Source organism: Aeromonas sp. YN13HZO-058 (assembly GCF_001921245.1).
Lineage (GTDB): Bacteria > Pseudomonadota > Gammaproteobacteria > Enterobacterales > Aeromonadaceae > Aeromonas > Aeromonas allosaccharophila.
Genome location: NZ_MQSY01000027.1, coordinates 23139 through 47072, shown reverse-complemented (window position 1 = coordinate 47072; position 23934 = coordinate 23139). Strand labels below are relative to the sequence as shown.

Sequence of the window (23934 nt, the reverse complement as noted above, 5' to 3'; positions counted from 1 at the left end):
GAATGCCCCGAGCCACCATAGGTTATCCGAATGAAGATGGGTCGAGCGCCCCGTCATATCGCCGGATGCCCCCCGGCAACAAAAACGGCGCCCGCAGGCGCCGTTTTTTCATTCCCGTCATGTTGTTTTCATCGACGGGGCAAACAAGCCAGAGGCTTATTCGTCTTCCAGATAGGCGTAGCCTTGCAGGCCCAGCTCCAGCTCGTCGAGCAGGGCTTTGCGAGTGGCATCGTCCAGCGCCGGGTGGGAAGCGATCCGCTGATAGTTCTCGCGGATCACTGACGGGTCGATGTTAACGTAACGCAGCAGCTGATCGACTGTGTCGCCGCGCACCACGTTGCGAATGTCCATCTTGCCTTCATCATCGAGCCACACTTCCGCGCAGTGGGTGTCACCGAACAGGTTGTGCAGGTCGCCCAGGATCTCCTGATAGGCGCCGACCAGGAAGAAGCCGACGTGGCACTCCTCGTTCTCGCCATAGACCGGCATCGGCAGGGTGCTCTCGACCCCCAGACCATCGACGTAGTGCTCGACCTGACCGTCGGAGTCACAGGTGATATCCATCAGGATACCGCGACGGGTGAGCGGACGCTCGAGGCCCGCCAGCGGCATCACCGGGAACACCTGACCGATACCCCAGGCATCCGGCAGGGACTGGAACAGGGAGAAGTTGGCAAAGCACTTGTCTGCCAGCTTTTCACTCAGTTCATCAGCCAGCGCACGGTGGTTGCGGTTGACCGGGTTGAGCAGCTCTTTGAGCGCCAGACAGGTGTTCTGGTGCAGCATCTCGGCCCAGGCACGTTGCTCAAGGTTGAGCAGACCCATGGTGTACTGGGTGTTTACATCGCCCAGATCAGCAACCGAGTCGTGGAAGATCTCCAGCAGGGAGGGATCTTCGCTGCGCAGATCCAGCCAGCCTTGCCACATGTTCTGCAGAATGGTCGGTGCATCTTCGCCCGGTGCGCTGATGTCGTTCATCTCCACCCCTTCGGCACCAATGATATTGGTCACCAGCACGGCGTGGTGAGCGGTCAGGGCACGGCCAGACTCGCTGATGATGGTCGGGTGCGGCAGGTCGAACTCGCGGCAAACATCGCCGATGCCCCACACCACGTTGTTGGCGTACTCGGAGAGGCTGTAGTTGGCGGAGCAGTGGCTCTGGGAACGGGTTCCCTCGTAGTCCACGCCCAGGCCACCACCGACGTCAACAACTTCGATGTTGGCACCGAGGCGACGCAGTTCAGCGTAGAAACGGCCGCACTCGCGGATGCCGCCCTGAATGTCGCGGATGTTGGCGATCTGGGAACCCAGATGGAAGTGCAGCAGTTGCAGGCAATCCAGCTTACCCAAGCCGCGCAGACGCTCGATCAGCGCCAGGATCTGGGAGGCGGAGAGACCAAATTTGGACATGGAGCCGCCGCTCGATTCCCACATGCCGGAGCCGGTGGAAGCGAGCTTGGCACGCACCCCGATGTTGGGCTTGATGTTGAGACGAGCTGACTCGTCCAGCACCATTTCCAGCTCGGAGGGCTTCTCCACCACGATGTAGACCTTGTGGCCCATCAGGTTGCCCAAGAGGGCGTGGCGGATATATTCGCGGTCTTTGTAACCGTTGCAGACGATCACCGAGCCTTGCTCATGGTGATGGGACAGTACGGCCAGCAGTTCCGGTTTGGAACCAGCTTCCAGGCCAAGCCGGGGCTTGTCGCTGTAGGACTGGCTGATGGTCTCGATGACACGACGCTGCTGGTTTACCTTGATCGGGTAAACGCAGAGGTAGTCCCCTTCATAGCCTGACTTCTCGATGGCCTGACCGAAGGCGTTGAACAGCGCATCGACCCGACTCTTGAGAATGTCGGGGAAGCGCAGCAACACGGGGGTGGTCAGCCCGGACTGACGCAGCTGTTCGATGGCATCAGAGATGACGATATGCGCGTCAGGGCGTGATTTGTCGGGGGCGACGGTCACATGACCGGCGTCATTGATATTGAAAAAACCCGCACCCCAGTAGGGAACGTTGTAGACCTTCAAGGAGTCCTTGCTGGACCAGTTAGTCATGGGCTATGCCTCGCAAATGAGCGACCAGAAGTCGCCTTCGTTACCCTCAATCACATCCAGACCATCTAGTGCAGAGTGCGGCGGGTGCTGCCATCACGAGACGCAGCCACACTAACCAACGCTTTGCACATCGCGGCAAGCCAGAGGCTGCCTGGTGGATCTTGGGGAAGTAACGAGTCTTGATGTGGGGCTGGTGGCTTTACATCAAGCTCAACGGTATGCGGTGCCACCTTAAACGGGGCGCCGCGGTACTTTGATGACAGACGACATCAGCCACGCCGTCAGTTCATCATTCGGCAGCGATCCCGACAGAAGGAGAGGGTTCCAAGGAAGAGAAGCGAAGGCGCCAGCACGCATGCGTGTTGATAGACGACAACAACCACAGCCCACCTCACCGTCAGTGACCGCCCATGACAAGGGAAGATGATGAGCCGGTGGCCCACTCGGTCAAATGAAGGATGAGAGTCTGTTGTTCTCCCTGATACCGGAGCCTAACCGGTATTAAAGAAACCATTCCCCAGCAGTGTCTGTCGTTTCTGCGTGCCTCGCCCTATAGGCGTATGATCGGTCGGGTTTCTGGCGGCTCTGCCTGCTTCAGGGTTGCCCTTGGATCGGCGCGGAGTGTACACACTTACCGCAGGCGGTGACAATAAAAAATAGTGTTCAAAATCCCCTTTTAATAAGTCGATCAAATCTTGCTGGCGGGCAGGCGGGCTCTGGGATGGCGCAGGTTATGCGACAGCCCGCTTTCCCCTTGAAAAGTGTGTGAAAACGCCATGACGGCGCTGATGCCTTGCTGTGCGGTGGCCGAGGGGAATTTGGCCGCCACCGCCAGCGCCTAAATATCGCGATAAATGCCACATTTATGCGCTCTCCCTCCCCGAGGTTGCGCTGTGCGCCGCACATTTCCCGCCCTCCCCTTGCGTCAAAAAATGGGAAAAACCTGCGCTGACGCAATGAGTCGCCTGCACGGATTGGCCACAATGACCGCTCACAATCGGTTAGAGGCTGACTAATGGATACCCTGCTTGAGCGTTTTCTGCGTTACGTGACTTTTCATACCCGCTCCGATGAGACCAATCCTGCCTGCCCCAGCAGCGAAGGCCAGCTGATCTTCGCCCGTGCCCTGCAAGAAGAGATGAAGGCGCTGGGGCTGACCCAGGTCACCCTGGATGAGCACGGCTACCTCACCGGCTGCCTGCCGGGCAACCAGCCGGACGCCCCCGCCATCGGCCTGATTGCCCACATGGACACCGCTGACTACGAGGCGGAGCAGGTCAAACCCCAGATCATCGAAAACTATCAGGGTGGCGACATCTGCCTTGGCAAGGGTGACGAGGTGCTTGCCATCCGTGACTACCGTTTCCTGAAAAACTATCTGGGTCAGGATCTCATCACCACCGACGGCACTACCCTGCTCGGCGCTGACGACAAGGCTGGTATCGCCGAAATCCTCACCGCCATCGATCACCTGCAGACCCACCCCGAGATCCCGCGCGGCGATATCTGGGTCGGCTTTACACCGGACGAAGAGATTGGCCGAGGCGCCAACCTGTTCCCGCTGGAGAGATTCCCGGCCAAGTGGGCCTATACCGTGGATGGCGGCGAACTGGGCGAGCTGGAGTATGAAAACTTCAACGCCGCCAGCGCCAACCTGCGCTTTGTCGGCAACAACGTCCACCCCGGCACCGCCAAGGGCAGCATGATCAACAGCCAGACCCTGGCCGCCCGCTTCCACGCCGCCATGCCTGCCGAGCAGACCCCGGAGTGCACCGACGGGTATGAGGGCTTCTTCCATCTGGCCCAGATGAGCGGCACCGTGGAGGAGAGCACCCTGCACTACATCATCCGCGACTTCGACGACGAGCGTTTCGCCGCGCGCAAGGCCGAGATGCAAAGCCGGGTGGCTGCCACGCAGGCCGAGTATCCCAAGGCGCGCATCGAGCTGACCCTGACCGACAGCTATCGCAACATGCGCAGCCAGATCGAGCCGCACATGCATATCGTCGAGCTGGCCAAGGCCGCTATGGAAGCCGCCGACGTGGTGCCGAAGATCAAGCCCATTCGCGGCGGTACCGATGGCGCCCGCCTCTCCTTTATGGGTCTGCCCTGCCCCAACCTCTTCACCGGTGGCCACAACTTCCACGGCAAGCACGAGTTCATCCCGCTGCAATCCATGGAGAAATCGGTCGCCACCCTGGTGGAGCTGGTGCGCCTCACCGCGGCCTGGCGCGGTTAATCGGGTCGCTATCATTACCACGACCACCGAGGGGGGAGCCGGTTAACCGGCTCCCCCCCTTTTGCTATCTGGCCATCACGCATCAGGAAAGGGAAACCGCAGAGCGCAGTACGAGGGCAACTGGCCGCCGCTGCCATCAAACTGTCATCCCGCTGACATGTCGCGGGAACAGTGCCACACCATGCTGGGGGCAACGGATCGCCGGAGCCCTCCAGATGTTCACTATCGATACCCTGCTGACCCAGCACTTCCCTCGCCTGCTTGGCTATCCCCTGCTCACCCCGCTGTGCAAGCGGCTGCTGGGCTGGCTGCTCAACGAACGGGCCTTTGCCGACTTTGCCGCCCGCTACCCGCATCTGCGCGGCCTCGACTTTGTCGAGCAGGCGCTGACCCTGCTCGATTTCGACTATCGGGTCAGCGAGGCGCAGCTGGAGCACATTCCCGCCAGCGGCCGGGTCATACTTGTCGCCAACCACCCCATCGGCTCGCTGGATGGACTGGCGCTGCTGCAGCTGCTCGGCCGCATTCGCCCCGATGTGAAGATCGTCGCCAACCAGCTGCTGGCCCAACTCGCGCCGCTGCGCCCTTTGCTGTTGCCGGTGGACAACATGGCGGGCAAGACCGACCGACAGGCCATCCTCGCCATGAACGAACACCTCGCCCATGAAGGGGCGCTGGTGATCTTCCCCGCTGGCGAAGTCTCCCGGCTTGGCCTCAAGGGGGTGAAAGATGGCCCCTGGCAGGCGGGCTTTATCAAGCTGGCCCAGCGCACCCACACCCCGCTGGTGCCCATCCATCTGGGGGGGCGCAACAGCCTCTGGTTCTATTTCGCCTCCTGGCTCAACAAGCCCGCTTCCGCCCTGTTGCTGGTGCGCCAGCTGTTTCGCCAGCAGGGGCAGACCCTGCCGGTGACCATAGGAGCGCGCATTCCGCTCGGCAGTTTTCAGGAGCTGCCCGCCAAGACGGCGGCGCGGCTGGTGCGCAGCCACCTCTACCGGATTGGCCGGGGCAAGGCGGGACGGCTGCAGACCGAGGCCCCCATCGCCCTGCCGGAGGATCGCCGCCAGCTCAAACAGGCCATCGAAAGCTGCGAACAGCTCGGCACCACCCCGGATGGTCAGGGGATCTACCTCTACCGCCGCCACGAACTGAGCCACTCGGTGATCCTGCGCGAGCTGGGGCGGCTGCGGGAGATCGCCTTTCGCGCGGTGGGGGAAGGGTCAGGCAAGCGGCGGGATCTCGATGGTTTTGACAACGACTATCACCACCTGATCCTCTGGGATCCGGCCCGGCTCGACATCATCGGCGCCTACCGGTTCGCCCCGGTGGCGGAGCTGCTGGCCAGCAAGGGGAAGGATGGCCTCTACAGCCACACCCTGTTCGGCTTTGAGGAGAAGCTGCTGCCGCGGCTGGAGCAGGCCATCGAGCTTGGCCGCAGCTTTATCCAGCCCGCCTACTGGGGCAAGCGGGGGCTCGATTATCTCTGGTTCGGCATCGGTGCCTATCTGGCCCGCTATCCCCGCTACCGCTACCTGTTTGGCCCGGTGTCGCTCTCCGGCAGCCTGCCGCCAGCGGCCAAGGATCTGCTGGTGAGCTTCTACCGCCAGCACTTTGCCCCCGAGCTGGCGCTGGCCCCCTCCCGCCGTCCCTACCCCGAGACGCGGCCTCTGTTCGAGGGGTTGGATTACGGCGCCGATCTCAAAGCACTCAAGGCCCGCCTCGACAATCTGGGCTGCGCCATCCCTACCCTCTACAAGCAGTATTCCGAGCTGTGCGAGCCAGGCGGGGTGCAGTTTATGGACTTTGGCATCGACCCCGACTTCAACCACTGCATCGACGGGCTGGTGTGGGTGGATGTGAGCCGCATCAAGTCCCACAAGCGGGCCCGCTATATCGGCAGTCATCTGGCCGAGCCGCGCTTATAACCCAGCTGGAGCCAGGCAAACAGCCAAATGCAAAAAAGGAGAGAGAGGCCATCGCCTCCCTCTCCTTTCGCTCTAATGCTCAGCACCTTTTCGAGCCGCTCGGCCCATCTGGCGTTACTCGGCCGCCTTGCGATCCGAGTGGCCGAGATCCCGCTCAGGGGCGATAACATCGCGCACCCGCTGCTTGATCTCCTTGGCCTCGGGGAAGCCGTCATCGACCACCCGATCCCACACCTGCACCCCGTTCACCAGAATGCGGAACTCCCCCTTGCTGGCCGGCACCAGCGCCACCTCTCCCAGATCGCTGTCGAAGGTGGAGAGCAACTCCTGCGCCAGCCAGGCGGCGCGCAGCATCCAGCGACAGAGGGTGCAGTAGCGGATCTCGATGCGGGGTTTGCTGATCAGGGTTTCAGACTCGGTCATGAGTGACTCCATAAAAAAAGCGGCCAATGGCGGGAAGTGGCGTACCGCCGCCCAATGGCCGATCCCGGTTTGGTCAAATCAATGCTGGTCTACACCATGAAAATCGGCCAGCCAATGGCGGGCAATGGTACGCATCGCCGATTCTGGCAGCTCGAACAGGCCGGGAGCAAGGGGGCCTGCCGCCAGCATCCGGATCCCTTCCATGATCTCCGCCAGCACCAGATAGACGTATTCGCCAATCACGGCGCCATGGACGAAGTTAACCGCCTCGCCCCGGTTGAGCAGGTAGATCTGGCTGCCATCCGGCCGGTTGAGGGCCAGCACATGGGGGCACACCTCTTCGCTCGGCCACGGCAGCTGGGCCAGCGAGAAGGCGAACTCGTCGTCGGCCGAAGTGACCGAGGCCACCATGGTGCCGGGGCGCAGCGCCTGCAGATCCGCCAAGTCCAGCGAACCGTTGCCGGTGGAGCAGATCACCAGCTCGGCACGGCTCAACGCCTCGGCCTTGGTGATCAGGCGAAAACCGTGGGAGAGCGCTTCCACCTGTCGCAGCACATCGGTCTCCACCAGTCCGAGATGGAGGTTACGACAGCGCAGGTCGCGGGCGATGCTGCGCCCCACCTTGCCATAACCAAACAGCACGGCTTCGCAGACGTTGAAGGTGCGGTTGAGGGTGCGCGCCAGCGACTCGGCGGAGTAGACCACGCTCAGACCAATCTGGATATCCTCGGCCTGCTTGAGGGGGCTGCGCGCCACCGACACCACCGGGGTCGCCAGCACCTCCTGCTCATAGCGCTGATGGCCGTTTTCGGTCATCTCTACCACACCGAGGAAACGGGGGCCGAAGTACTCGCTCAAGATCGCCTGGGTTCTGGCGAAGTAACCGCCGATATCGAGGATCAGCAGCCGCTCGTGGGGGGCCACCAGCGGTGCAATCTGCTGGATGAGACTGTCGGGATCATTGGTCCAGTGGCGGTTGAGGGGCTGCACCGGATAGTGTTGGGATACCCACTCCAGGGTCGGGCCGTGTACCGATTTCGGTTTGGGCAAAATGGCGCCGATCCGCCCAATCCGGGAAAGCGCTTCGATAAAACGGGGGCGATCGGGAAGCAGGTGAGTGACCAGCAGAATGCAGAGACCGTCGATACGTCCCTGTCCGGTGAAATGGCGAAAAAACAGATGCTCAGATCCTTGACTGCGCAACTGTGGCCTCCTTATGTGCCGCAAAGCAGGCAAACAGAACCCGGCGCGGCCGGGTTCTGTGTGTGTCCAAATAAAATGAAAATCCTTTTTATCTGAAACACATAGGGGGCTCAATCATTATCTGCCAAGAGTATGAGCGGGTATGCAAAAATGACTGTAATTGCCTGTTTTTCATGCAAAAATCAGTACAAAGAAGCAGCTGGCCACACCCACCACAGGCTGAGTCCGGTTCCCGCGGCGGCGAGCAGGAGCAGTGCCCCCCAGCGCAGCGGCCACGGCGTGTCACGCAGCATCCACTCCAGCAGCGGCAGCAGCCAGACCGGCAGCAACACCACCAGCGGCACCTCCACATATTGCCAGGCGAGCATCTGGACAAAAGCGAGGGCCAGCGCCAGACCGGCGGGCGCCACCTTGATGCCAACAAAGGTGGCGAGCAGGGCGCGAAAACCGGCGAAAGCGGCCAGCGCACCGGCCAGCTGGGCAATCAGCAGGCTGCCATCGATGCCGATCACCAGCGCCAGCCAGATAAAGCCGAGAGCAAACCCGAGCCCCTCGCGGCTGTCACAGCGCAAGGTGCTCCAGCCAAACCAGAGGATGGCGGGCAGCAGCGCCAGCCAGATCACAGGCTCACTGGCCAGCACTGAGGCCAATCCCTGCCACCACACCAGCGCACTGAACACCGCAAAGAGCAGCAGCGAACCGCGCAGGTCGCTCACCTGAGCCGCAATGGCGGGCACCAGCAGGGTCAGCGGCAGCCACTGCCACGCCTTGGCCGGGATGCCATAGAGGCCGCCAAGCAAGGATCCCACCAGCAAGAGCGCCAGCGCGCCCCACAGATACCCCAGTCGCGGCCAGCGCCACGATAGCAAAGCGGCTCCCAGAGGAGCCGCCAGGGTTTGCAGCAGAAGTTCCGCGCCCATTACTTGCGCACGCCTTCGACAAACAGGTTGATGTTCATCTCGTCCGGGATGCCGGGCAGCATGTAGCTCACCCCAAAGTCACTGCGCTTGATGGTGGTGGAGGCGTTGAAGCCGCTGCGGTAGCCGCCCCAGGGATCCTTGCCTTCGCCAATTTTGACCAGATCGAAGGCCACTTCCTTGGAGACGCCGTGCAGGGTCAGGGTTCCTTTCAGCACGCCTTTATCCTTGGTGCCCTCGTAAGCGGAGCTGACGAAGGTCATCTTGGGATACTGTTTCACGTCGAGGAAGTCAGGGCTGCGCAGGTGCTTGTCGCGGGCTTCGTGGTTGGAATCGACACTGGCGGCATCCACTTCAAAGCTCGCCTTGGCCGCCGCCGGGTTGGCGTCATCCATGCTGAAGGTACCGCTGAAGGTGTTGAAGCGACCCACCAGCTCGGAGAAGCCCAGGTGACCCACCTTGAACTGCACCGTGGTGTGCGCCGCATCCACATCGTAATCCGCCGCCATCAGAGGGGTAGCCATAAACAGGCAGGAGGCCAGCAGAGCCTTGGTCATTTTCATCCGTTCGTTCCTTCATCTTGGGGTTCACATCAGTGGCTAAAATGCTAACCTCGTTCTGAAGATGAATAATCAGTGATTTATTAAATTAATTATTTACTGAGGATGGAAAATGGACCAGATCGCCGCCATGCGCACCTTTATCAAGGTGGTGGAGTGCCAGAGCTTTACCAAGGCCGCCAACCAGCTCGGCATCTCGGTCGCCATGGCCTCCAAACTGATGCAGCAGCTGGAAGAGTCCCTCGCCACCCGGCTGCTGTCGCGCACCACCCGTCAGGTCAATCCCACCGAGGCGGGCCAGTTCTACTACCAGCGATCCCTCGCACTGCTGGCAGAGCTGGAAGAGACTCACAGCCAGCTGACCCACCACAACCAGCAACCCAACGGCACCCTCAAGCTCTCGGTGCCGATGGATTTTGGCTATCTGCACCTCTCCCCCGCCCTGCCGCTGTTTCGCCAGCGCTTTCCCGATCTCAAGCTCGATATCGAGTACAGCGACCGGCGGGTGGCACTGGTGGAAGAGGGATTCGATCTGGCGCTGCGCATCGGCCACCTCAGCGACTCCTCGCTGGTGGCGCGCCAGCTGGCCACCATCAAACTGGAACTCTGTGCCAGCCCCGCCTATCTGGCTCACAAGGGGACGCCACAGAGCCCGGAGGATCTCAAGCAGCACGACTGTCTGGTCTATACCCTGACCCAGCCGGAGTGGCACTTCAAACAGGGGAGCGAGGCGCAGAACATCCGGCCGCAGGGGCCGCTGCGGGCCAACAACGGGGTGGCGCTGACCCGCGCCGCTTGTGATGATCAGGGCATCATATTGCAGCCCACCTTTATCGTGGGGGAGGCGCTGCGGGCAGGGCAACTGGTGAGCCTGCTGCCGGAGTGGGATAAGGGGGAGGTGGGGCTCTATGCGGTCTATCCGCACCGCCGCTTCGTTTCAGCCAAGGTGCGCTGCTTTATCGAGTTCGTACAGGAGCGCTATCTCGCCCCGCAACAGTGGGATACGCCGACCTGATTACCAGAGCAGAGAGTACGGCCTGAATGTCCGGCCTGCTGGCCCGGCTTGCAACCTAGCGCTGGCCAGGGGCCGCGGCCGGAACCAGCTTCGCCAGCAGACGCTCCTGCTCGAGGCTTAACTGCCAGCGCGGCAGACGGGTGCGGATCACCGACAACTGCGGCTCACTGAGGGCATAGGGGAGCGCCACCTCCAGCTCGGTACAGTCAAACATGGCGGCCAACTGCAGGATCAGGATGAGGTTTGCCTCGTCGGTCTTGTGCTTGTTGACCCGTTTGCGGATCTCGTGGCGCAGCTGGGTTTCCGGGTCCTGAGTCATCGCCTGCCAGCCGAAACCGAACAGCGGCACCAGCGCACTGACAATCCCCAGCGCCGTCATCGGCTGCTTGGGGGGATGATAGAGTTCGTTGAGATCCAGCAGAACAGGATTCTGACGAACCTCACCATCACCAAATAAAATCGTTTTCGTCATTGGATTACCCGTTATATTCCACTAGACTGCGCCGCATATTTTACCCCGATATGCCAACGAGGTGCTGATGCTAAGCGATATCGAGATCTCCCGCCAGTCCCCCCGTCTCTCCATTCACGCGCTGGCCGAACGCCTCGCCATCCCCCAGCACCTGCTCAGCCCCCATGGCCACTACAAAGGCAAGCTCAGCCTCGACCTGCTCAAGTCTCAGCCCGAACAGAGCGGCAAGCTGGTACTGGTGAGCGCCATCACCCCCACCCCGCTCGGTGAAGGGAAGACGGTGACCACCCTTGGCCTCTCCATGGGGCTCAACCATATCGGCCAGCCCAGCATCGCCACCATCCGCCAGCCGAGCCTCGGGCCGGTATTCGGGGTCAAGGGGGGGGCAGCCGGTGGCGGCCACGCTCAGGTGGTACCGATGGAGGAGATGAACCTTCACCTCACCGGCGATTTTCACGCCCTGACGGCGGCCCACAATCTGGCGGCGGCGGCCCTCGATGCCCGCCTGTTCCACGAACAGAAACTGGGTGCCGAGTTCACCGCCAAAACCGGCCTGCAGCGGCTTGATATCGATGCCGATAACATCCTCTGGCCGCGTACCCTCGACATGAATGACCGCGCCCTGCGCCACCTCACCATAGGTCAGGGGGGCGCTGCCGATGGTGTGGAACGCAGCGATCGCTTCGTCATCACCGCCGCCTCCGAGCTGATGGCCATTCTGGCGCTGGCAAGCGATCTTAAAGACCTGCGCCAGCGCATCGGCCGCATCCAGCTGGCCCGCGATATTCACGGCAAGCCCGTCACCGCCGAACAACTGGAAGTGGCGGGCGCCATGACGGTGCTGCTGAAAGACGCGCTGCAACCGACCCTGATGCAGACCACCGAGCAGACGCCGGTGCTGGTGCATGCGGGTCCCTTTGCCAACATCGCCCACGGCAACTCCTCGGTGATCGCCGATCGCATCGCCCTTGGCCTGACCGACTATGTAGTGACCGAAGCGGGTTTTGGCTCCGACATGGGGCTGGAGAAGTTCTTCAACATCAAGAGCCGCCAATCAGGCATTAGCCCCGCCTGCGTGGTACTGGTGGCCACAGTGCGCGGCCTCAAGGCCAACAGCGGCCTGCTCGATATCCGCCCGGGCCAACCGCTGCCGGCGAGCCTGCAGGGGGAGGATCTGCCGACCCTCAAGCAGGGCTGCGCCAACCTCGCCTGGCATATCCGGAACGCCCGTCGCTACGGGGTGCCGGTGGTGGTCGCCATCAACCGCTTCCCCACCGACAGCGAGGCCGAACTGGCGCTGCTGGCCCATGAAGCACAGCAAGCCGGTGCCTGTGGCGCGGCTATCTCCAACGCCTTCACCCAGGGTGGAGCAGGCGCCAGCGAGCTGGCCCGCGCCGTGGTCGCCGCCTGTGAGCAGCCCGGCAAGCTGACGCTGCTCTACCCCGACGAGATGAGCCTCGACGCCAAGCTGGCGACCCTGGTTGAGTGCGGTTACGGTGGTCGCGGGGTGCAGCTCTCCGACAGAGCCCGCCAGCAGCTGGCGCAACTCTCCGCCGAGGGGTGGGACCACTTGCCCATCTGCGTGGCCAAGACGCCGCTCTCCATCAGCCACGATCCCGCTCTCAAGGGAGTGCCGACCGATTTCGAGGTGCCCATCGACGAGGTGAAGCTCTGCGCCGGTGCCGGGTTCATCTATGCGCTGGCGGGCCCCATCATGACCATGCCGGGGCTAGGCAGTCTGCCCGCCTATCGCCATATCGATATCGATGAAAATGGCGAGATAGTCGGCCTGAGCTGAGCCCTTCCACAACGCCAGAAACAACAAGGCCCCGCCAATTTGGCGGGGCCTTCTGTTATCCAGGCGTCACGGTTTAGAGGGTGAAGCGCTGGGTCATATGGTGCAGGGTGTTGGCCAGCTTGCTCAGTTCGCCACACGCCTGGGCAATCTGATGGGCGCCCTGGGCATTCTCGTCAGCGGCATTGTGAATGTTGACGATGCTGCGGTTGAGCTCCTCGGTCACCGCGTTCTGCTCTTCGGTGGCGGTGGCGATCAGGGTGTTCATGTCGGTGATGCGCACCACAGCACCATTGATGGTGTCGATACTGGTACCGGCATCCCGTGCCAGACCGACGCTCTCCTGCATCTGGTGACGGCTCAGCTGCATGGCGTTGCCCGCTTCGGCGGCGCGGCTCTGCAGCAGCTCGATCATCTTGCTGATCTCGGCGGTGGAGTCCTGGGTACGTTGGGCCAGGGAGCGCACTTCATCGGCAACGACCGCAAAACCACGGCCCTGCTCACCGGCACGGGCTGCTTCGATGGCGGCGTTAAGGGCCAGCAGGTTGGTCTGACCGGCAATATCGCGGATCACATCCAGCACCACGCTGATGTTGGCGCTGTCGGCCTCCAGCTGCTGCACCACGGTGCCCGCCTGTTCAATCTTGACCGACACCTCTTCGATGCTGGCGATGGAGCTGCGTACCACTTCGCTGCCGGCAGCGGAGGTGCGGGAGGCATCCTTGGCGGCGCTCATGGCATCCGTGGTGTTGCGTGCCACTTCGTTAACGGTGGACTGCATCTCGTTCATGGCAGTCGCCACCTGGGAGACTTCGCTCTGCTGGATGGCCATGCCGCTGGCAGACTGGCTGGAGATGGCGCTCACCTCCTCCACTGCGCTGCTGAGCTGGCTCACGGAACCGGCGATCTCGCTCACCAGATCGGAGAGGGAGCCCTGCATCCGGTTGATGGCGGAACCCAGCTGACCCAGTTCGTCGCGGTTGAAGCGGCTGTCGCGGATCCACTGCTGCAGTTCGCCCTGCCCCAGATCGCCATTGGCAATACGCTGGGCCTGACGGGCCAGCATGATCAGCGGATCGCGGATCTGGCGGGTCAGTACCATGGAGAGCACCACCACCAGTACCAGACCGAGCACCAGCGCGATGGTGACGCTCAGTTTGGCGGAATCATAGGAGGCAACCACGACCTTGCGCGACTCGGTCGCATAACCGTGGTTGATGCGGATCAGCTCCGCCACCGACTTGTGCAGGTTGTTGTAGAGGGGGATCCCCTGATCCATGAAGACGGTCTGGGCCTCGCTCATCAGGCCGCTATCCTGCAACTGCTTAACCTGCTGGTGCAGGGCCAGGTAGCTTGCCCAGTCACCCTTGACGATATCGAAGGTGCGACGCTCTTCCACGTCCTGCGCCCAGATGGTCTTGTCATGGTCAATCATCTGCTGTTTGAGGCGTTCCACCAGTTGGGCGGCCATGGTGCGGTACTCGGCACGCTTCTGGGGATCAGAGGCCACCAGGAACAGGGCCAGCTCATAACGACGCAGCTCACTGATGCTGTCACCGATGTCATTGGTGCGGTTGACTGCGGGCAGGATGCTGTCGGTAAAACCGATAGCCGCCCGGTTCATGTTGCTGAACTCCAGCAACGAGAAGCCGCCGATAAAGGCGACCATCAAACCGAGCACGGCAAAGCCGGCGGTGAGTTTTTTGCCTATGGTCATGGAACTGGTATTCATGGCGTATCCTGGTGGTCGTTAAATTCGTTGCACTCGTCCGGTTCACGCCCTCCTGGCATGAACTATCTGGCCACTTGTTCAGTGGCGCACCATCCAACCTTGATGAATATCTCTGAATTCCATGAGCGGCAGCGAGAGCCGTGAGGGGGCGCTAGAGTAACCGGATTGTGGCGGTTCGGAAAGAGTCTGCCTGGTTACTTTTTGTAAGGTGAAAGCGAGGGATTTTTCGTGCCCGATTAAATATACCGCTCAGATGAATAAATCGAAAAAATGCATAACGTTTACATAGTGCAAGCCGCGCGGGCCCAGCCGTTGCAGGCCGCCGCTCTCATCCACGGCCAATGAAAAACGCCAGCAATGGCTGCTGGCGTCTCGTTTATTCATGAGTGCGGTTACAAAATAACCGCTATTTTATCCGCGCAGGCCACCGAGAAACTCGGCACGGGTATCGGGCTGGGTCTTGAACACCCCACCGAGGGAGGTGGTAGTGGTGTAAGAAGTCGAATCCATCACCCCGCGTGCCTTGACGCAGTAGTGGGTCGCCCTGATGTTGATGGCCACGTCTTTGGTGCCAAGCAGGGTCTGCAGCGCCAGCAAGATCTGCTGGGTCAGCCGCTCCTGCACCTGGGGACGGCGGGCAAAGAACTGCACGATGCGGTTGATCTTCGACAGGCCAATCACCTTGCCGCGAGGGATATAGGCCACATGGGCCAGCCCGTCGATGGTGACGAAGTGGTGCTCGCAGGTACTGGTGAGGCTGATGTCCCGCACCATGATCATCTCGTCCACCTGCATCTTGTTCTCGATCACCGTCACCTTGGGGAAGGTGGAGTAATCGAGGCCGGAGAAGATCTCGTTGACGTACATCTTGGCGATGCGGTGCGGCGTCTCGGCCAAGCTGTCATCGGCCAGATCGAGCCCCAGCGTCTCCATGATGGAGCGCATATGGCCTTCGATCTTCTCCCGCTTCTGCTGGCTGTTCAGCTCGTTGGCGACCAAGGGGGTTTCCAGTCCTTGGGCTTCGAGGGCAGCCCTGACCAGCAAGGCTTCCGGACTTAAGGTTGTCATTATCTTCTCTCCCACGCTCAGGGACTGTGAGGGCCGCTCAAGGAGCAACCCCTTATGTTATGGCGGCGCACAGGGCCGACGGCATCGCTGTAATGGTAGCCACACGGGATGTGACGGCCATCTGTTATGGCGGCATAGTAAACGGCCATTGCCGCCAAGATTCAAGTCAACTTGTGCGTCACCTCATACTTTATGGCCATCTCACCCCGTTTCAGCGCCTATTACCTCGAGATTCCCTTGAGATAACCTGCCCATCCCCGGGGAATTTTGTGATAATCCCGCCTTCAATCATAAAAGAGGTCATGACGATGGGATTTGATACCAGCGGACTACTCCCCTTAAGCGATGCCCTGCAAGGGATGCTGGAACAACTCGCCTGCTGCTGCGACAGCGAGCAGCTGCCCCTGCCAGAGGCCCTTGGCCGGGTACTTGCCAGCGATATCGCCTCCCCCCTCGCCGTGCCCCCCTTCGACAACTCCGCCATGGATGGTTACGCCGTGCGCCTTGCGGATCTCGCCAGCGGCACCCCGCTCATCATGGCAGGCAAGGCATTTGCCGGTCAGCCCTATCAGGGCGAGTGGCCCGCTGGCCACTGCGTGCGGATCATGACCGGCGCCCCGGTACCGGCCGGCACAGATGCTGTGGTTATGCAGGAAGAAACGCAGGCCGATGGCGATCGGATCACTTTTCTGGCGCAACCCGAACCGGGCCAGAACATCCGCCGCGCCGGCAGCGATATCGGCAAGGGCGCCTGCGTGCTGCCAGCTGGTACTCGCCTCACTCCAAGAGAGATGCCACTGCTGGCCTCCCTTGGCGTGGCCACCGTCGCGGTGCGCCGCCCACTGAAGGTGGCCATCTTCAGCACCGGCGACGAGCTCAAACCGGTCGGCACCCCGCTTGCCCACGGCGATATCTATGACTCCAACCGCTACGGCGTGCGGGCCATGCTGGCACGCATGGGCTGCGACTGCCTCGACCTTGGCATTATTCCCGACGATCCCGCCCAACTGCGCGCCGCCTTTATCCGCGCCGATGAAGAGGCCGATGTGCTGATCACCACCGGCGGCGTCTCGGTGGGGGAAGCGGACTTCACCAAACAACTGCTGGACGAGCTCGGCGAGATTGGCTTCTGGAAGCTCGCCATCAAACCGGGCAAGCCGTTTGCCTTCGGTCGCCTGCCCCGCGCCTGGTTCTTCGGCCTGCCGGGCAACCCGGTCTCCGCCATGGTTACCTTCGATCAGCTGGTGCAACCGGCGCTGGCCAAGCTGGCGGGCCAACGCTTCGAGCGCCCGCTCCAGCTGCAAGCCACTGCCGCCGAGCCACTCAAAAAGAGCCTGGGCCGACTCGACTTCCAACGTGGCATTCTGAGCCAGGGGCCAAACGGCCTCGAGGTACGCAGCACCGGCTCGCAGGACTCCGCCGTGTTCAGCTCCCTGTCGCGGGCCAACTGCTACATCGTTCTTGAACGGGAACGGGGCCGCGTCGCCGCAGGCGAGACGGTGACCGTCGAACCGTTCGGGGGATTACTGCTGTGAGCGAGATCCTGAGCGACGCCGAACTGCTGCGCTACAACCGCCAGATCATCCTCAAATCCTTCGACTTCGAGGGGCAGGAGGCGCTCAAGCAGGCCAGGGTGCTGGTGATCGGCGCCGGTGGCCTTGGCTGCGCCGCCAGCCAGTATCTGGCGGTGGCCGGGGTTGGCCAGCTCACCCTGGTCGATTTCGACAAGGTGGAGCTCTCCAACCTGCAGCGTCAGGTGCTGCACAACGATGAGCGCATTGGCCACCACAAGGTGGACTCTGCCGCCCGCTCGCTGCGCGCCCTCAACCCCTGGCTAGCGGTGGAGACCCACGCCGCCGTGGCCGATGAGGCGCTGCTCGATGTCCTGTTGCCCCAACATCAGCTGGTACTCGATTGCACCGACAATCTGGCCATTCGCAATCTGCTCAACCAAAAGGCCCGCCAGCACGGCGTGCCGCTGGTCAGCGGCGCCGCCATCCGGCTGGAGGGCCAGCTCTGCAGCTTCACCTGGCAGGAAGATGAGCCCTGCTACGCCTGCCTCAGCGCCCTGTTTGGCGAGCAGGCCCTCACCTGCGTCGAGGCGGGGGTACTCGCCCCCGTGGTGGGTCTGGTGGGCAGCCTGCAGGCACTGGAAGCCATCAAGCTCTTGGCCGGCATGGGAAAGAGCTACAGCGGCCGCCTGCTGATGATCGATGGCCTAAGCGGCACCTTCCGCGAGATGAAGCTGCCCAAGCGCCCCGACTGCCCGGTCTGCTCCCATCCTTGAACCCGAGTGATACCCACAAAAAAGCCGAACCCTGTGGTTCGGCTTTTTTGTATCCCGGACCCACGTTCAGTGGGTGGAGAGGATCCGCTGCAGCAGGTGGTTGAACCCCGAGGGATCTTCCGCCGGCCAGGCGTGGTGGCCATTGGGGGTATGGATGGTGGCGTTGGGCAGGGCGGCAAACTGCTCCACCCGTTTGGCCAGCGGCAGGTAGTCATGACTGGTGGAGATGATGGCCACCGGCTGCCAGATGGTGCCAAGCCGGGCGCGCACCGACCAGCCGGGGAGCGCCTCCAGCAGTGCCTTGTAGGTTTTCTTTTTATTGCGCACGAACCGCAGCCGGAAGGTGTGGCGCACCTGCGCCAGATCCGGGCCCGGGAAAAGCTCGCGCCCCAGCCACCAGGCGAGCGGGCGCATGCCAAACCAGCGCAGCCACTTGAGGCGCTGGGCATAACGCTCCTGCTCTTTGGGTGTTTCCAGCAGAAACTCGCTAAAGCCGTTGACCAGCACCAGCCCCTGCACCTTGTGGGGCAGTTGCAGCGCCAGCTCCAGCGCCACCATGGCCCCCAGCGACAATCCCACCACCCAGGCGGGCTCGGGCTGAGCATCAAGCCAGCTCACCACATCGGCCGCCAGGGTTGATACGTCGAACGGCCCCTCCTGCATGCTCTGGCCGTGGCCACGCAGGTCCAGCGCCACCACCCGGTAGTGTTCGGAAAACCGTTCGATCTGCGCCTGCCAGTCGAGGATGGAGGAGCCCAGCCCGTGCAGCAGCAACAGCAAGGGGCCCTCCCCCGCACTGCGCAGGGCAAGACCGTTGAATTTCATCACCTGATTGCGGCGCATCAGTGTATTGCCTCTCGACTTATCACCTGAACCATCTCTTGTTGTTATGTTGCCCGTGGCCATCCTGCCACGTTATCAGCGCGCCGCCCAATCAGCCTTCGCTGACCAGACTCACCGCCTTGATATAAGCGTAGATCTGCTGCTCCGGCGCCAACACCAGCCGCCTGGCAGAGCGGCTGGTGATCCGGGCCAGCAGTATCTGCTCACCCAGCGCCAACTGCAACAGGGTCTGGCCGGGGCGCACCTCGCGCACAGACAGCAGACGGGTGACGAGACAGTTGGAGAGACTGGAGTGCTCGATGGGAGCGGTGGCGATCACCACATCCCGCCCCGCCACCTTGATCTGCAAGGGGCCGCTCTCGTCCGGCACATGGGTCATGGTGACCCGCAGTCGCTGCTCGCCGAGTTGCAGGGTCGCCATCTGTTCATCGTCATCGTAGTGGGCCAAGGTGGCATCCAGCATCACCCCGGCATCGTCACGGCTGGCGAGCGAGAGATCGGTGCGGGCGAAGATCTCGCTCGGCCTGCCTTGCGCCTCGACCCTGCCACCTTCGAGCAGCACCAGCTGATCGCAGAGCAGGCTCACCTCCTCCATGGCGTGGCTGACGAAGATCATCGGGATACCGCTCTCCTGCTGCAACCCCTTGAGCACATGGGCCTGATGGATGCGGCTGCGCCGATCGAGCGCAGAAAATGGCTCATCGAGCAGCAGCAGGTCGGGCTCGGCCAGCAGCGCCCGCCCCAGCGCCACCCGCTGGCGTTGACCACCAGAGAGGGCATGGGCAGGCTGCCCCAGCAGCTCGGCAAAGCCGAGTCGCGCCGCCAGCGTCTCGGGCTGCCAGCGCCCTCGCCCCTTGCGGGCCGCCAATTGCAAATTGCCGAGCACCGTCAGATGGGGGAAGAGGCGCGAGTCCTGAAACACCAGTCCGAACCGGCGCGCTTCGGGCAACAGCGCGGCGCTCTCCCGCCCGCGCCACAACAAGCGATCCCCGCTTTGGCGATCGAGCCCTGCAATGATGCGCAGCAGGGTACTCTTGCCGCAGCCGGAGGGGCCAAACAGACCGAGGATCCCCCCCAGTTCAAGGGTCAGTGCGCAATCGAGGGTAAAGGGGCCAAACTCGCGCCGGACATGGAGGTTCAGGGCATGGCGGTGCAGAGCATTACCTAGCGGCATAGTAGCTGGCTGGTTCATCCAAACACTCTCCGCTGTCTGCGTTGCAGCACACCATAGACCAGCACCAGCATCACCAGCGAGAAGGCCATCAGGCCGCCTGCCAGAATATGGGCGTTCCGGTAATCCATCGCTTCCACATGATCAAACAGGGCGATGGAGAGCACCTGGGTCTCGCCCGGAATATTGCCGCCAATCATCAGCACCACGCCGAACTCCCCAAGGGTATGGGCAAAGCCGAGGGCCGCCGCCATCACGAAGCTGGGCAGGGTCATCGGCAAAATAATGTGGAAGAAGCGCTCCAGCGGGCCGAGCCCCAGGGTCGCAGCGGCTTCCAGCTCCTTGTTGCCCATGTTGACGAAGGCGGAGGTGAGCGGCTGCACCACAAACGGCAGTGAATAGAGAATGGAGGCGAACAGCAGGCCGAGAAAGCTGAAGGCAAGGGGGGCGCCAAAGGTGTCGCGCCACCAGGCACCGAAACCATATTCGGGCGAGAAGGCGAGTAGCAGGTAAAACCCCAGCACAGTGGGGGGCAGCACCAACGGCAGCGCCACCAGCGCCTCCACCAACGGCCGCAGTCGGTTCTGACTGCGCGACAGCCACCATGCCAGCGGCGGCGCCAGCAACAGCAAAATCGCGGTGGTACAGGCCGCGAGCTTCAGGGTGAGCCAGACCGCCAGCAGATCCCCTTCACTCATTGCCGACCTCCCGGTTGATAAATGCCCCTAACGACATGCACTACATCCCCATTGCAAAGAGTGGCCGACCCGAAGGCCGACCACTCAGGGTATCGCATCCGGCCCATCCCCTTATCGGGGCAGGGCATAGCCCGCAGCCTTGATCTGCGCCTGACCCGGCCCCTTGAGCCAGGCGACCAGCGCCTCGACCGCAGCGCCTTTCTTCAATACCAGCCCCTGCTGCTCGATGGGGGGATAGAAGTCGGCAGGCACAGCCCAAGCTTCGCCGGTCTTGCCCGCTTCCACCAGATTGGCCCAGGCGACAAAGCCCAGCTCGGCATTGCCGGTGTCGACAAATTGCCAGGTCTGGCCGATGTTGGCGCCGGTCAGCAGCCGATACTGCTTGGGATCGATCTTGAGATGATCGAGGGTCGCCATAGCGGCAGCGCCGTAAGGGGCTGTGCGAGCATTGGCGATGGCGAGGTTGCCTTTCCAGCTGCGCAACGTCGCTTCATCAGGGGCCGGGCCCCCCTTCTTCCACAACCCGAGCTGACCGATGGCGTAGGTGAAGCGATCGCTCCCCTTGCCCTCTTTTTCCAGCTTCTCGGGGGTCGCCACATCGGCGGAGAGGAAGAGATCGAATGGTGCGCCGTGACTGATCTGGGTGTAGAGCACCCCGGTGGCGGCAGACGAGATGGCCAGGGTATGGCCGGTCTTGGCGGTGAACTCCTTGCCGATACGCTCGATAGTGCCCTTGAAGTTGGCGGCCACGGCCACCTTCACTTCATCGGCCTGCACGGCACCGGTATGCAAGGTGGCGGCGCAAATGCCGGCGATGACAACAGATAACAGCGGTTTCATTCCCTTTCTCCTGATGGGGCCCGCACATCCGCGCCCCTAAACGGGGCCGTGGTTCCCGTTGAACCTGCGCCCCTCGTGATGAACAGGTCAGGCTTGCCAGCGGGCGGCGGCGGCGTTGTCGCTCTCCTTGGCCTCGACCCAGCGTTGCACACCCTCGGCGGTCAGCTCTTTTTTCCAGAACGGCGCCCGGGTTTTCAAGAAATCCATGATGAAGTGACAGGCGTCAAAGGCGGCGTCACGGTGGGCACTGCTCACCGCCACCAGCACGATTTGATCGCCAAGCCACAGCTCGCCGATGCGGTGGATCAGGGTGCACTCCTGCAGCGGCCAGCGGCGACGGGCCTCTTGCACGATATCGGCCAGCGCCTTCTCGGTCATGCCGGGGTAGTGTTCGAGGGCCAGCCCCTTCACCTCCTCCCCCTGATTGAAGTCGCGCACCTTGCCAACGAAAGTGACAATGGCGCCACTGTCAGCGCGGGTGGCGAGGCGGGCATATTCGTCCGCCAGCGAGAAATCGGCCCGCTGCACCAGAATGCGATCGGTGATGGTTGCGTCGCTCATCGTCAGCCTCCGGTCACCGGCGGGAAAAAGGCCACTTCATCGCCATCATTGAGGGGCGTGTCGAGGGGCACCAGCGTCTGGTTGACCGCGACCAGCAGTTTGCCCGCCTCGAGGGCGAGTTCCCACTTGTCGCCACGCTCACAGAGCGCCGCACGCAGTGCTTCGGCTGTAGCGTAGTCGCAGGGCAGGCTCAGCTCGTCACACGCTACCAGCTCTCTTACTTGCGCAAAAAACAGTACCTTGATCATGCTTGCTCCCCGCTCGTTGACCCCAACTGAAAATGGCCGGACTTGCCGCCCTTTTTCTCTACCAGTCGCACCTGCTCGATCACCATGTCCTTTTGTACCGCCTTGCACATGTCGTAGATGGTCAGCGCTGCTACCGATGCCGCCGTCAGCGCCTCCATCTCCACCCCTGTCTTGCCGGAGAGTTTGCAGAGAGTGCGGATATGAACCCTGTTTTGCTCAGGTAACGGCACTATCTCCACCTCGACCCTAGTCAATGCCAGCGGATGGCAGAGGGGGATAAGATCGGAGGTCTTCTTGGCTGCCATAATGCCGGCGATGCGGGCGGTGGCGAACACGTCACCCTTGTGATGCTGGCCGCTCAGGATCAGCGCCAGCGTCTCTGGGGCCATGGCAACAAACGCCTCGGCACGGGCTTCGCGCTCGGTCACCTGCTTGTCGGTCACATCCACCATATGGGCTTCGCCGCTCTGGTTCAAATGCGTCAGGTTAGGCTGGGTCTGCTTGGGATCGGTCTGGTTCATCGTTTGCTCTCAGAGGTGGGAGACAAAGTTGCACGGCTTGGTGCGGGCATCGAGCTGATCGCGGATCAGTTGCTCCCAGCCCAGCTGGCAGGCGCCGGTGGAGCCCGGCAGGCAGCAGATCAGGGTGCGATTGGCGAGTCCCGCCAGCGCACGGCTCTGCATGGCGGAGCCTTTAATCTCGGCAAAAGAGAGCTGACGGAACATCTCGCCAAAGCCCTGTACGGTACGCTCGAACAGCACACCGACCGCTTCCGGTACCCGGTTCTGTTCGTTGAAGCCGGTGCCGCCATTGATCAGCACCACCTGCACCCCTTCATCGGCGATCCACTCGCTCACCCGCGCGCGGATACGAAACAGGTTGTCCGGGCAGAGCGCCCGATCGGCCAGTTGATGGCCCGCATCAGTGAGGGCCGAGACCAGATAGTCACCCGAGCTGTCATCGGCGGCGGTGCGGCTGTCGGAGACCGTCAGCACGGCGATCTTGAGGGGAATAAATGCGTTGTTTTTCTGTCCCATCGGGCAGCTCCTTGTGGCTATGGGCCGTCAACGAGGCAGGAAGATAAGGGGTATGAGAGGCCAGCTGTCAGGGCGCAAAAACTGACGCAGACAGGAGTGACCAACTTGCTCAAGCGTGTGACGGCGGGCTGATTCTATCAAAGGTTTCACGAGATATGGGATTTAAAAGACACACAAATCTGATGCTTGTCCCAGATATGAACAAAACGCAGGCCGGGGAAACCCGGCCTGTCGTTGCAGGATCAGAAACCTTTCACCCCGGTCATGTCGGGCAGCTGGTGAGCAATCCCCTTGTGACAGTCGATGCAGGTGCCCTGCCCCTCCTTGCCGAGGTTGGCCGAGTGCATCTTGGCGGCACGCTGCCCCTGCAGGGAGAAGTCCATGTACTCGAAGTTGTGGCAGTTACGGCACTCGCGCGAATCGGTCTCTTTCATCCGCTGCCACTCCCGTTCTGCCATCTCGCGCCGGTGCGACTCGAACTTCTCGCGGGTATCCACCTTGCCGGTGATCATGCCCCACAGCTCCTTGGAAGCCTGCACCTTGCGGATGATCTTGTAGGTCCACTCGTGCGGCACGTGGCAATCCGGGCAGCTGGCCCGCACGCCGGAGCGGTTAGCGTAGTGGATGGTGTCGCGGTACTCCTCGAACACGTTGTCCTTCATCTCGTGACAGCTGGTGCAGAAGGCTTCGGTGTTGGACGCTTCCATGGCGGTGTTGAAGCCGCCCCAGAAAATCACGCCGCCGAAGAAGCCCATCAGCAGCAACACCCAGAGGGCCGCCTTCGACGGAGACTTGAAGGTGGTCCACAGACGCTGGATAAAGCCGGGTAATTTCATCGATAG

The 23934-nt window shown here is 62.1% G+C and carries 23 protein-coding genes; 6 read left to right on the top strand and 17 right to left on the bottom strand.

Going from position 1 to position 23934, the window contains the following annotated elements; genetic code table 11:
* Window positions 1–156: 156 nt before the first annotated feature.
* A complete protein-coding gene (gene speA / locus BSP75_RS06135) occupies window positions 157–2058 on the bottom strand; it encodes a biosynthetic arginine decarboxylase (RefSeq protein ID WP_075112582.1) in 1902 nt (633 codons plus the stop codon).
* Between the two features lie 1015 nt (window positions 2059–3073).
* Here speA and pepT point away from each other — a divergent pair.
* Complete coding sequence (pepT, locus tag BSP75_RS06125; RefSeq protein WP_075112581.1) at window positions 3074–4297, top strand: peptidase T; 1224 nt, start codon at window positions 3074–3076, stop codon at window positions 4295–4297.
* 215 nt (window positions 4298–4512) lie between these two features.
* Entirely contained in the window at window positions 4513–6222 is a 1710-nt protein-coding gene (locus tag BSP75_RS06120) for a GNAT family N-acyltransferase (protein ID WP_075112580.1), read from the top strand.
* Between the two features lie 114 nt (window positions 6223–6336).
* Here BSP75_RS06120 and BSP75_RS06115 read toward each other — a convergent pair whose 3' ends face one another.
* The 4 genes from BSP75_RS06115 to BSP75_RS06100 all read right to left on the bottom strand — a co-directional run bounded on the left by BSP75_RS06115 (window position 6337) and on the right by BSP75_RS06100 (window position 9328).
* Window positions 6337–6645, bottom strand: a complete 309-nt coding sequence (locus BSP75_RS06115; RefSeq protein ID WP_005344153.1) for a SelT/SelW/SelH family protein — start codon at window positions 6643–6645, stop codon at window positions 6337–6339.
* 78 nt (window positions 6646–6723) lie between these two features.
* Complete coding sequence (locus tag BSP75_RS06110; protein WP_075112579.1) at window positions 6724–7848, bottom strand: adenosylhomocysteinase; 1125 nt, start codon at window positions 7846–7848, stop codon at window positions 6724–6726.
* Between the two features lie 182 nt (window positions 7849–8030).
* The gene (locus BSP75_RS06105; protein ID WP_075112578.1) at window positions 8031–8768 is read right to left on the bottom strand and encodes a hypothetical protein; all 738 of its coding nucleotides are present in this window, start codon (window positions 8766–8768) and stop codon (window positions 8031–8033) included.
* The gene (locus BSP75_RS06100; protein WP_005334411.1) at window positions 8768–9328 is read right to left on the bottom strand and encodes a YceI family protein; all 561 of its coding nucleotides are present in this window, start codon (window positions 9326–9328) and stop codon (window positions 8768–8770) included. Before BSP75_RS06100 ends, BSP75_RS06105 begins: the two co-directional genes overlap by 1 nt.
* Window positions 9329–9437: 109 nt before the next feature.
* On the opposite strand from BSP75_RS06100, the gene BSP75_RS06095 reads away from it, so the two are divergent.
* Window positions 9438–10340 (top strand): LysR family transcriptional regulator, encoded by a 903-nt coding sequence (locus tag BSP75_RS06095; RefSeq protein ID WP_075112577.1) that lies wholly within the window; start codon window positions 9438–9440, stop codon window positions 10338–10340.
* A 55-nt stretch (window positions 10341–10395) separates the two neighbouring features.
* Here the strand turns inward: BSP75_RS06095 and BSP75_RS06090 are convergent, their stop codons facing one another.
* On the bottom strand, window positions 10396–10812 hold the full coding sequence (locus tag BSP75_RS06090; RefSeq protein ID WP_075112576.1) for a hypothetical protein: 417 nt from the start codon (window positions 10810–10812) through the stop codon (window positions 10396–10398).
* A 67-nt stretch (window positions 10813–10879) separates the two neighbouring features.
* On the opposite strand from BSP75_RS06090, the gene BSP75_RS06085 reads away from it, so the two are divergent.
* On the top strand, window positions 10880–12610 hold the full coding sequence (locus tag BSP75_RS06085; protein ID WP_075112575.1) for a formate--tetrahydrofolate ligase: 1731 nt from the start codon (window positions 10880–10882) through the stop codon (window positions 12608–12610).
* A 73-nt stretch (window positions 12611–12683) separates the two neighbouring features.
* Here BSP75_RS06085 and BSP75_RS06080 read toward each other — a convergent pair whose 3' ends face one another.
* Window positions 12684–14339, bottom strand: coding sequence for a methyl-accepting chemotaxis protein (locus BSP75_RS06080; RefSeq protein WP_075112574.1), 1656 nt, complete (start codon window positions 14337–14339; stop codon window positions 12684–12686).
* Between the two features lie 411 nt (window positions 14340–14750).
* Entirely contained in the window at window positions 14751–15407 is a 657-nt protein-coding gene (gene folE, locus BSP75_RS06075; RefSeq protein WP_075112573.1) for a GTP cyclohydrolase I FolE, read from the bottom strand.
* Window positions 15408–15715: 308 nt separating this feature from the next.
* On the opposite strand from folE, the gene moeA reads away from it, so the two are divergent.
* Entirely contained in the window at window positions 15716–16942 is a 1227-nt protein-coding gene (moeA, locus tag BSP75_RS06070) for a molybdopterin molybdotransferase MoeA (RefSeq protein ID WP_075112572.1), read from the top strand.
* Window positions 16939–17694, top strand: a complete 756-nt coding sequence (gene moeB / locus BSP75_RS06065) for a molybdopterin-synthase adenylyltransferase MoeB (protein WP_075112571.1) — start codon at window positions 16939–16941, stop codon at window positions 17692–17694. The genes moeA and moeB overlap by 4 nt, the downstream gene beginning before the upstream one ends.
* Before the next feature lie 66 nt (window positions 17695–17760).
* Here moeB and BSP75_RS06060 read toward each other — a convergent pair whose 3' ends face one another.
* The 9 genes from BSP75_RS06060 to BSP75_RS06020 all read right to left on the bottom strand — a co-directional run bounded on the left by BSP75_RS06060 (window position 17761) and on the right by BSP75_RS06020 (window position 23928).
* Window positions 17761–18537, bottom strand: coding sequence for an alpha/beta fold hydrolase (locus BSP75_RS06060; RefSeq protein WP_075112570.1), 777 nt, complete (start codon window positions 18535–18537; stop codon window positions 17761–17763).
* A gap of 91 nt (window positions 18538–18628) precedes the next feature.
* The gene (gene modC / locus BSP75_RS06055; RefSeq protein WP_171971582.1) at window positions 18629–19711 is read right to left on the bottom strand and encodes a molybdenum ABC transporter ATP-binding protein; all 1083 of its coding nucleotides are present in this window, start codon (window positions 19709–19711) and stop codon (window positions 18629–18631) included.
* Between the two features lie 14 nt (window positions 19712–19725).
* Complete coding sequence (gene modB / locus BSP75_RS06050; protein WP_075112568.1) at window positions 19726–20406, bottom strand: molybdate ABC transporter permease subunit; 681 nt, start codon at window positions 20404–20406, stop codon at window positions 19726–19728.
* 111 nt (window positions 20407–20517) lie between these two features.
* Window positions 20518–21246: a molybdate ABC transporter substrate-binding protein gene (gene modA, locus BSP75_RS06045; RefSeq protein WP_075112567.1), complete on the bottom strand. Its 729-nt coding sequence runs from the start codon at window positions 21244–21246 to the stop codon at window positions 20518–20520.
* A gap of 87 nt (window positions 21247–21333) precedes the next feature.
* A complete protein-coding gene (gene moaE, locus BSP75_RS06040; protein WP_042655942.1) occupies window positions 21334–21807 on the bottom strand; it encodes a molybdopterin synthase catalytic subunit MoaE in 474 nt (157 codons plus the stop codon).
* Between the two features lie 2 nt (window positions 21808–21809).
* Window positions 21810–22055, bottom strand: coding sequence for a molybdopterin synthase sulfur carrier subunit (moaD, locus tag BSP75_RS06035; RefSeq protein WP_075112566.1), 246 nt, complete (start codon window positions 22053–22055; stop codon window positions 21810–21812).
* Entirely contained in the window at window positions 22052–22576 is a 525-nt protein-coding gene (gene moaC, locus BSP75_RS06030; protein WP_075112565.1) for a cyclic pyranopterin monophosphate synthase MoaC, read from the bottom strand. Before moaC ends, moaD begins: the two co-directional genes overlap by 4 nt.
* Before the next feature lie 9 nt (window positions 22577–22585).
* The gene (gene moaB / locus BSP75_RS06025; protein WP_075112564.1) at window positions 22586–23092 is read right to left on the bottom strand and encodes a molybdenum cofactor biosynthesis protein B; all 507 of its coding nucleotides are present in this window, start codon (window positions 23090–23092) and stop codon (window positions 22586–22588) included.
* 242 nt (window positions 23093–23334) lie between these two features.
* Window positions 23335–23928 (bottom strand): cytochrome c3 family protein, encoded by a 594-nt coding sequence (locus BSP75_RS06020; protein ID WP_042058070.1) that lies wholly within the window; start codon window positions 23926–23928, stop codon window positions 23335–23337.
* Window positions 23929–23934 lie beyond the last annotated feature (6 nt).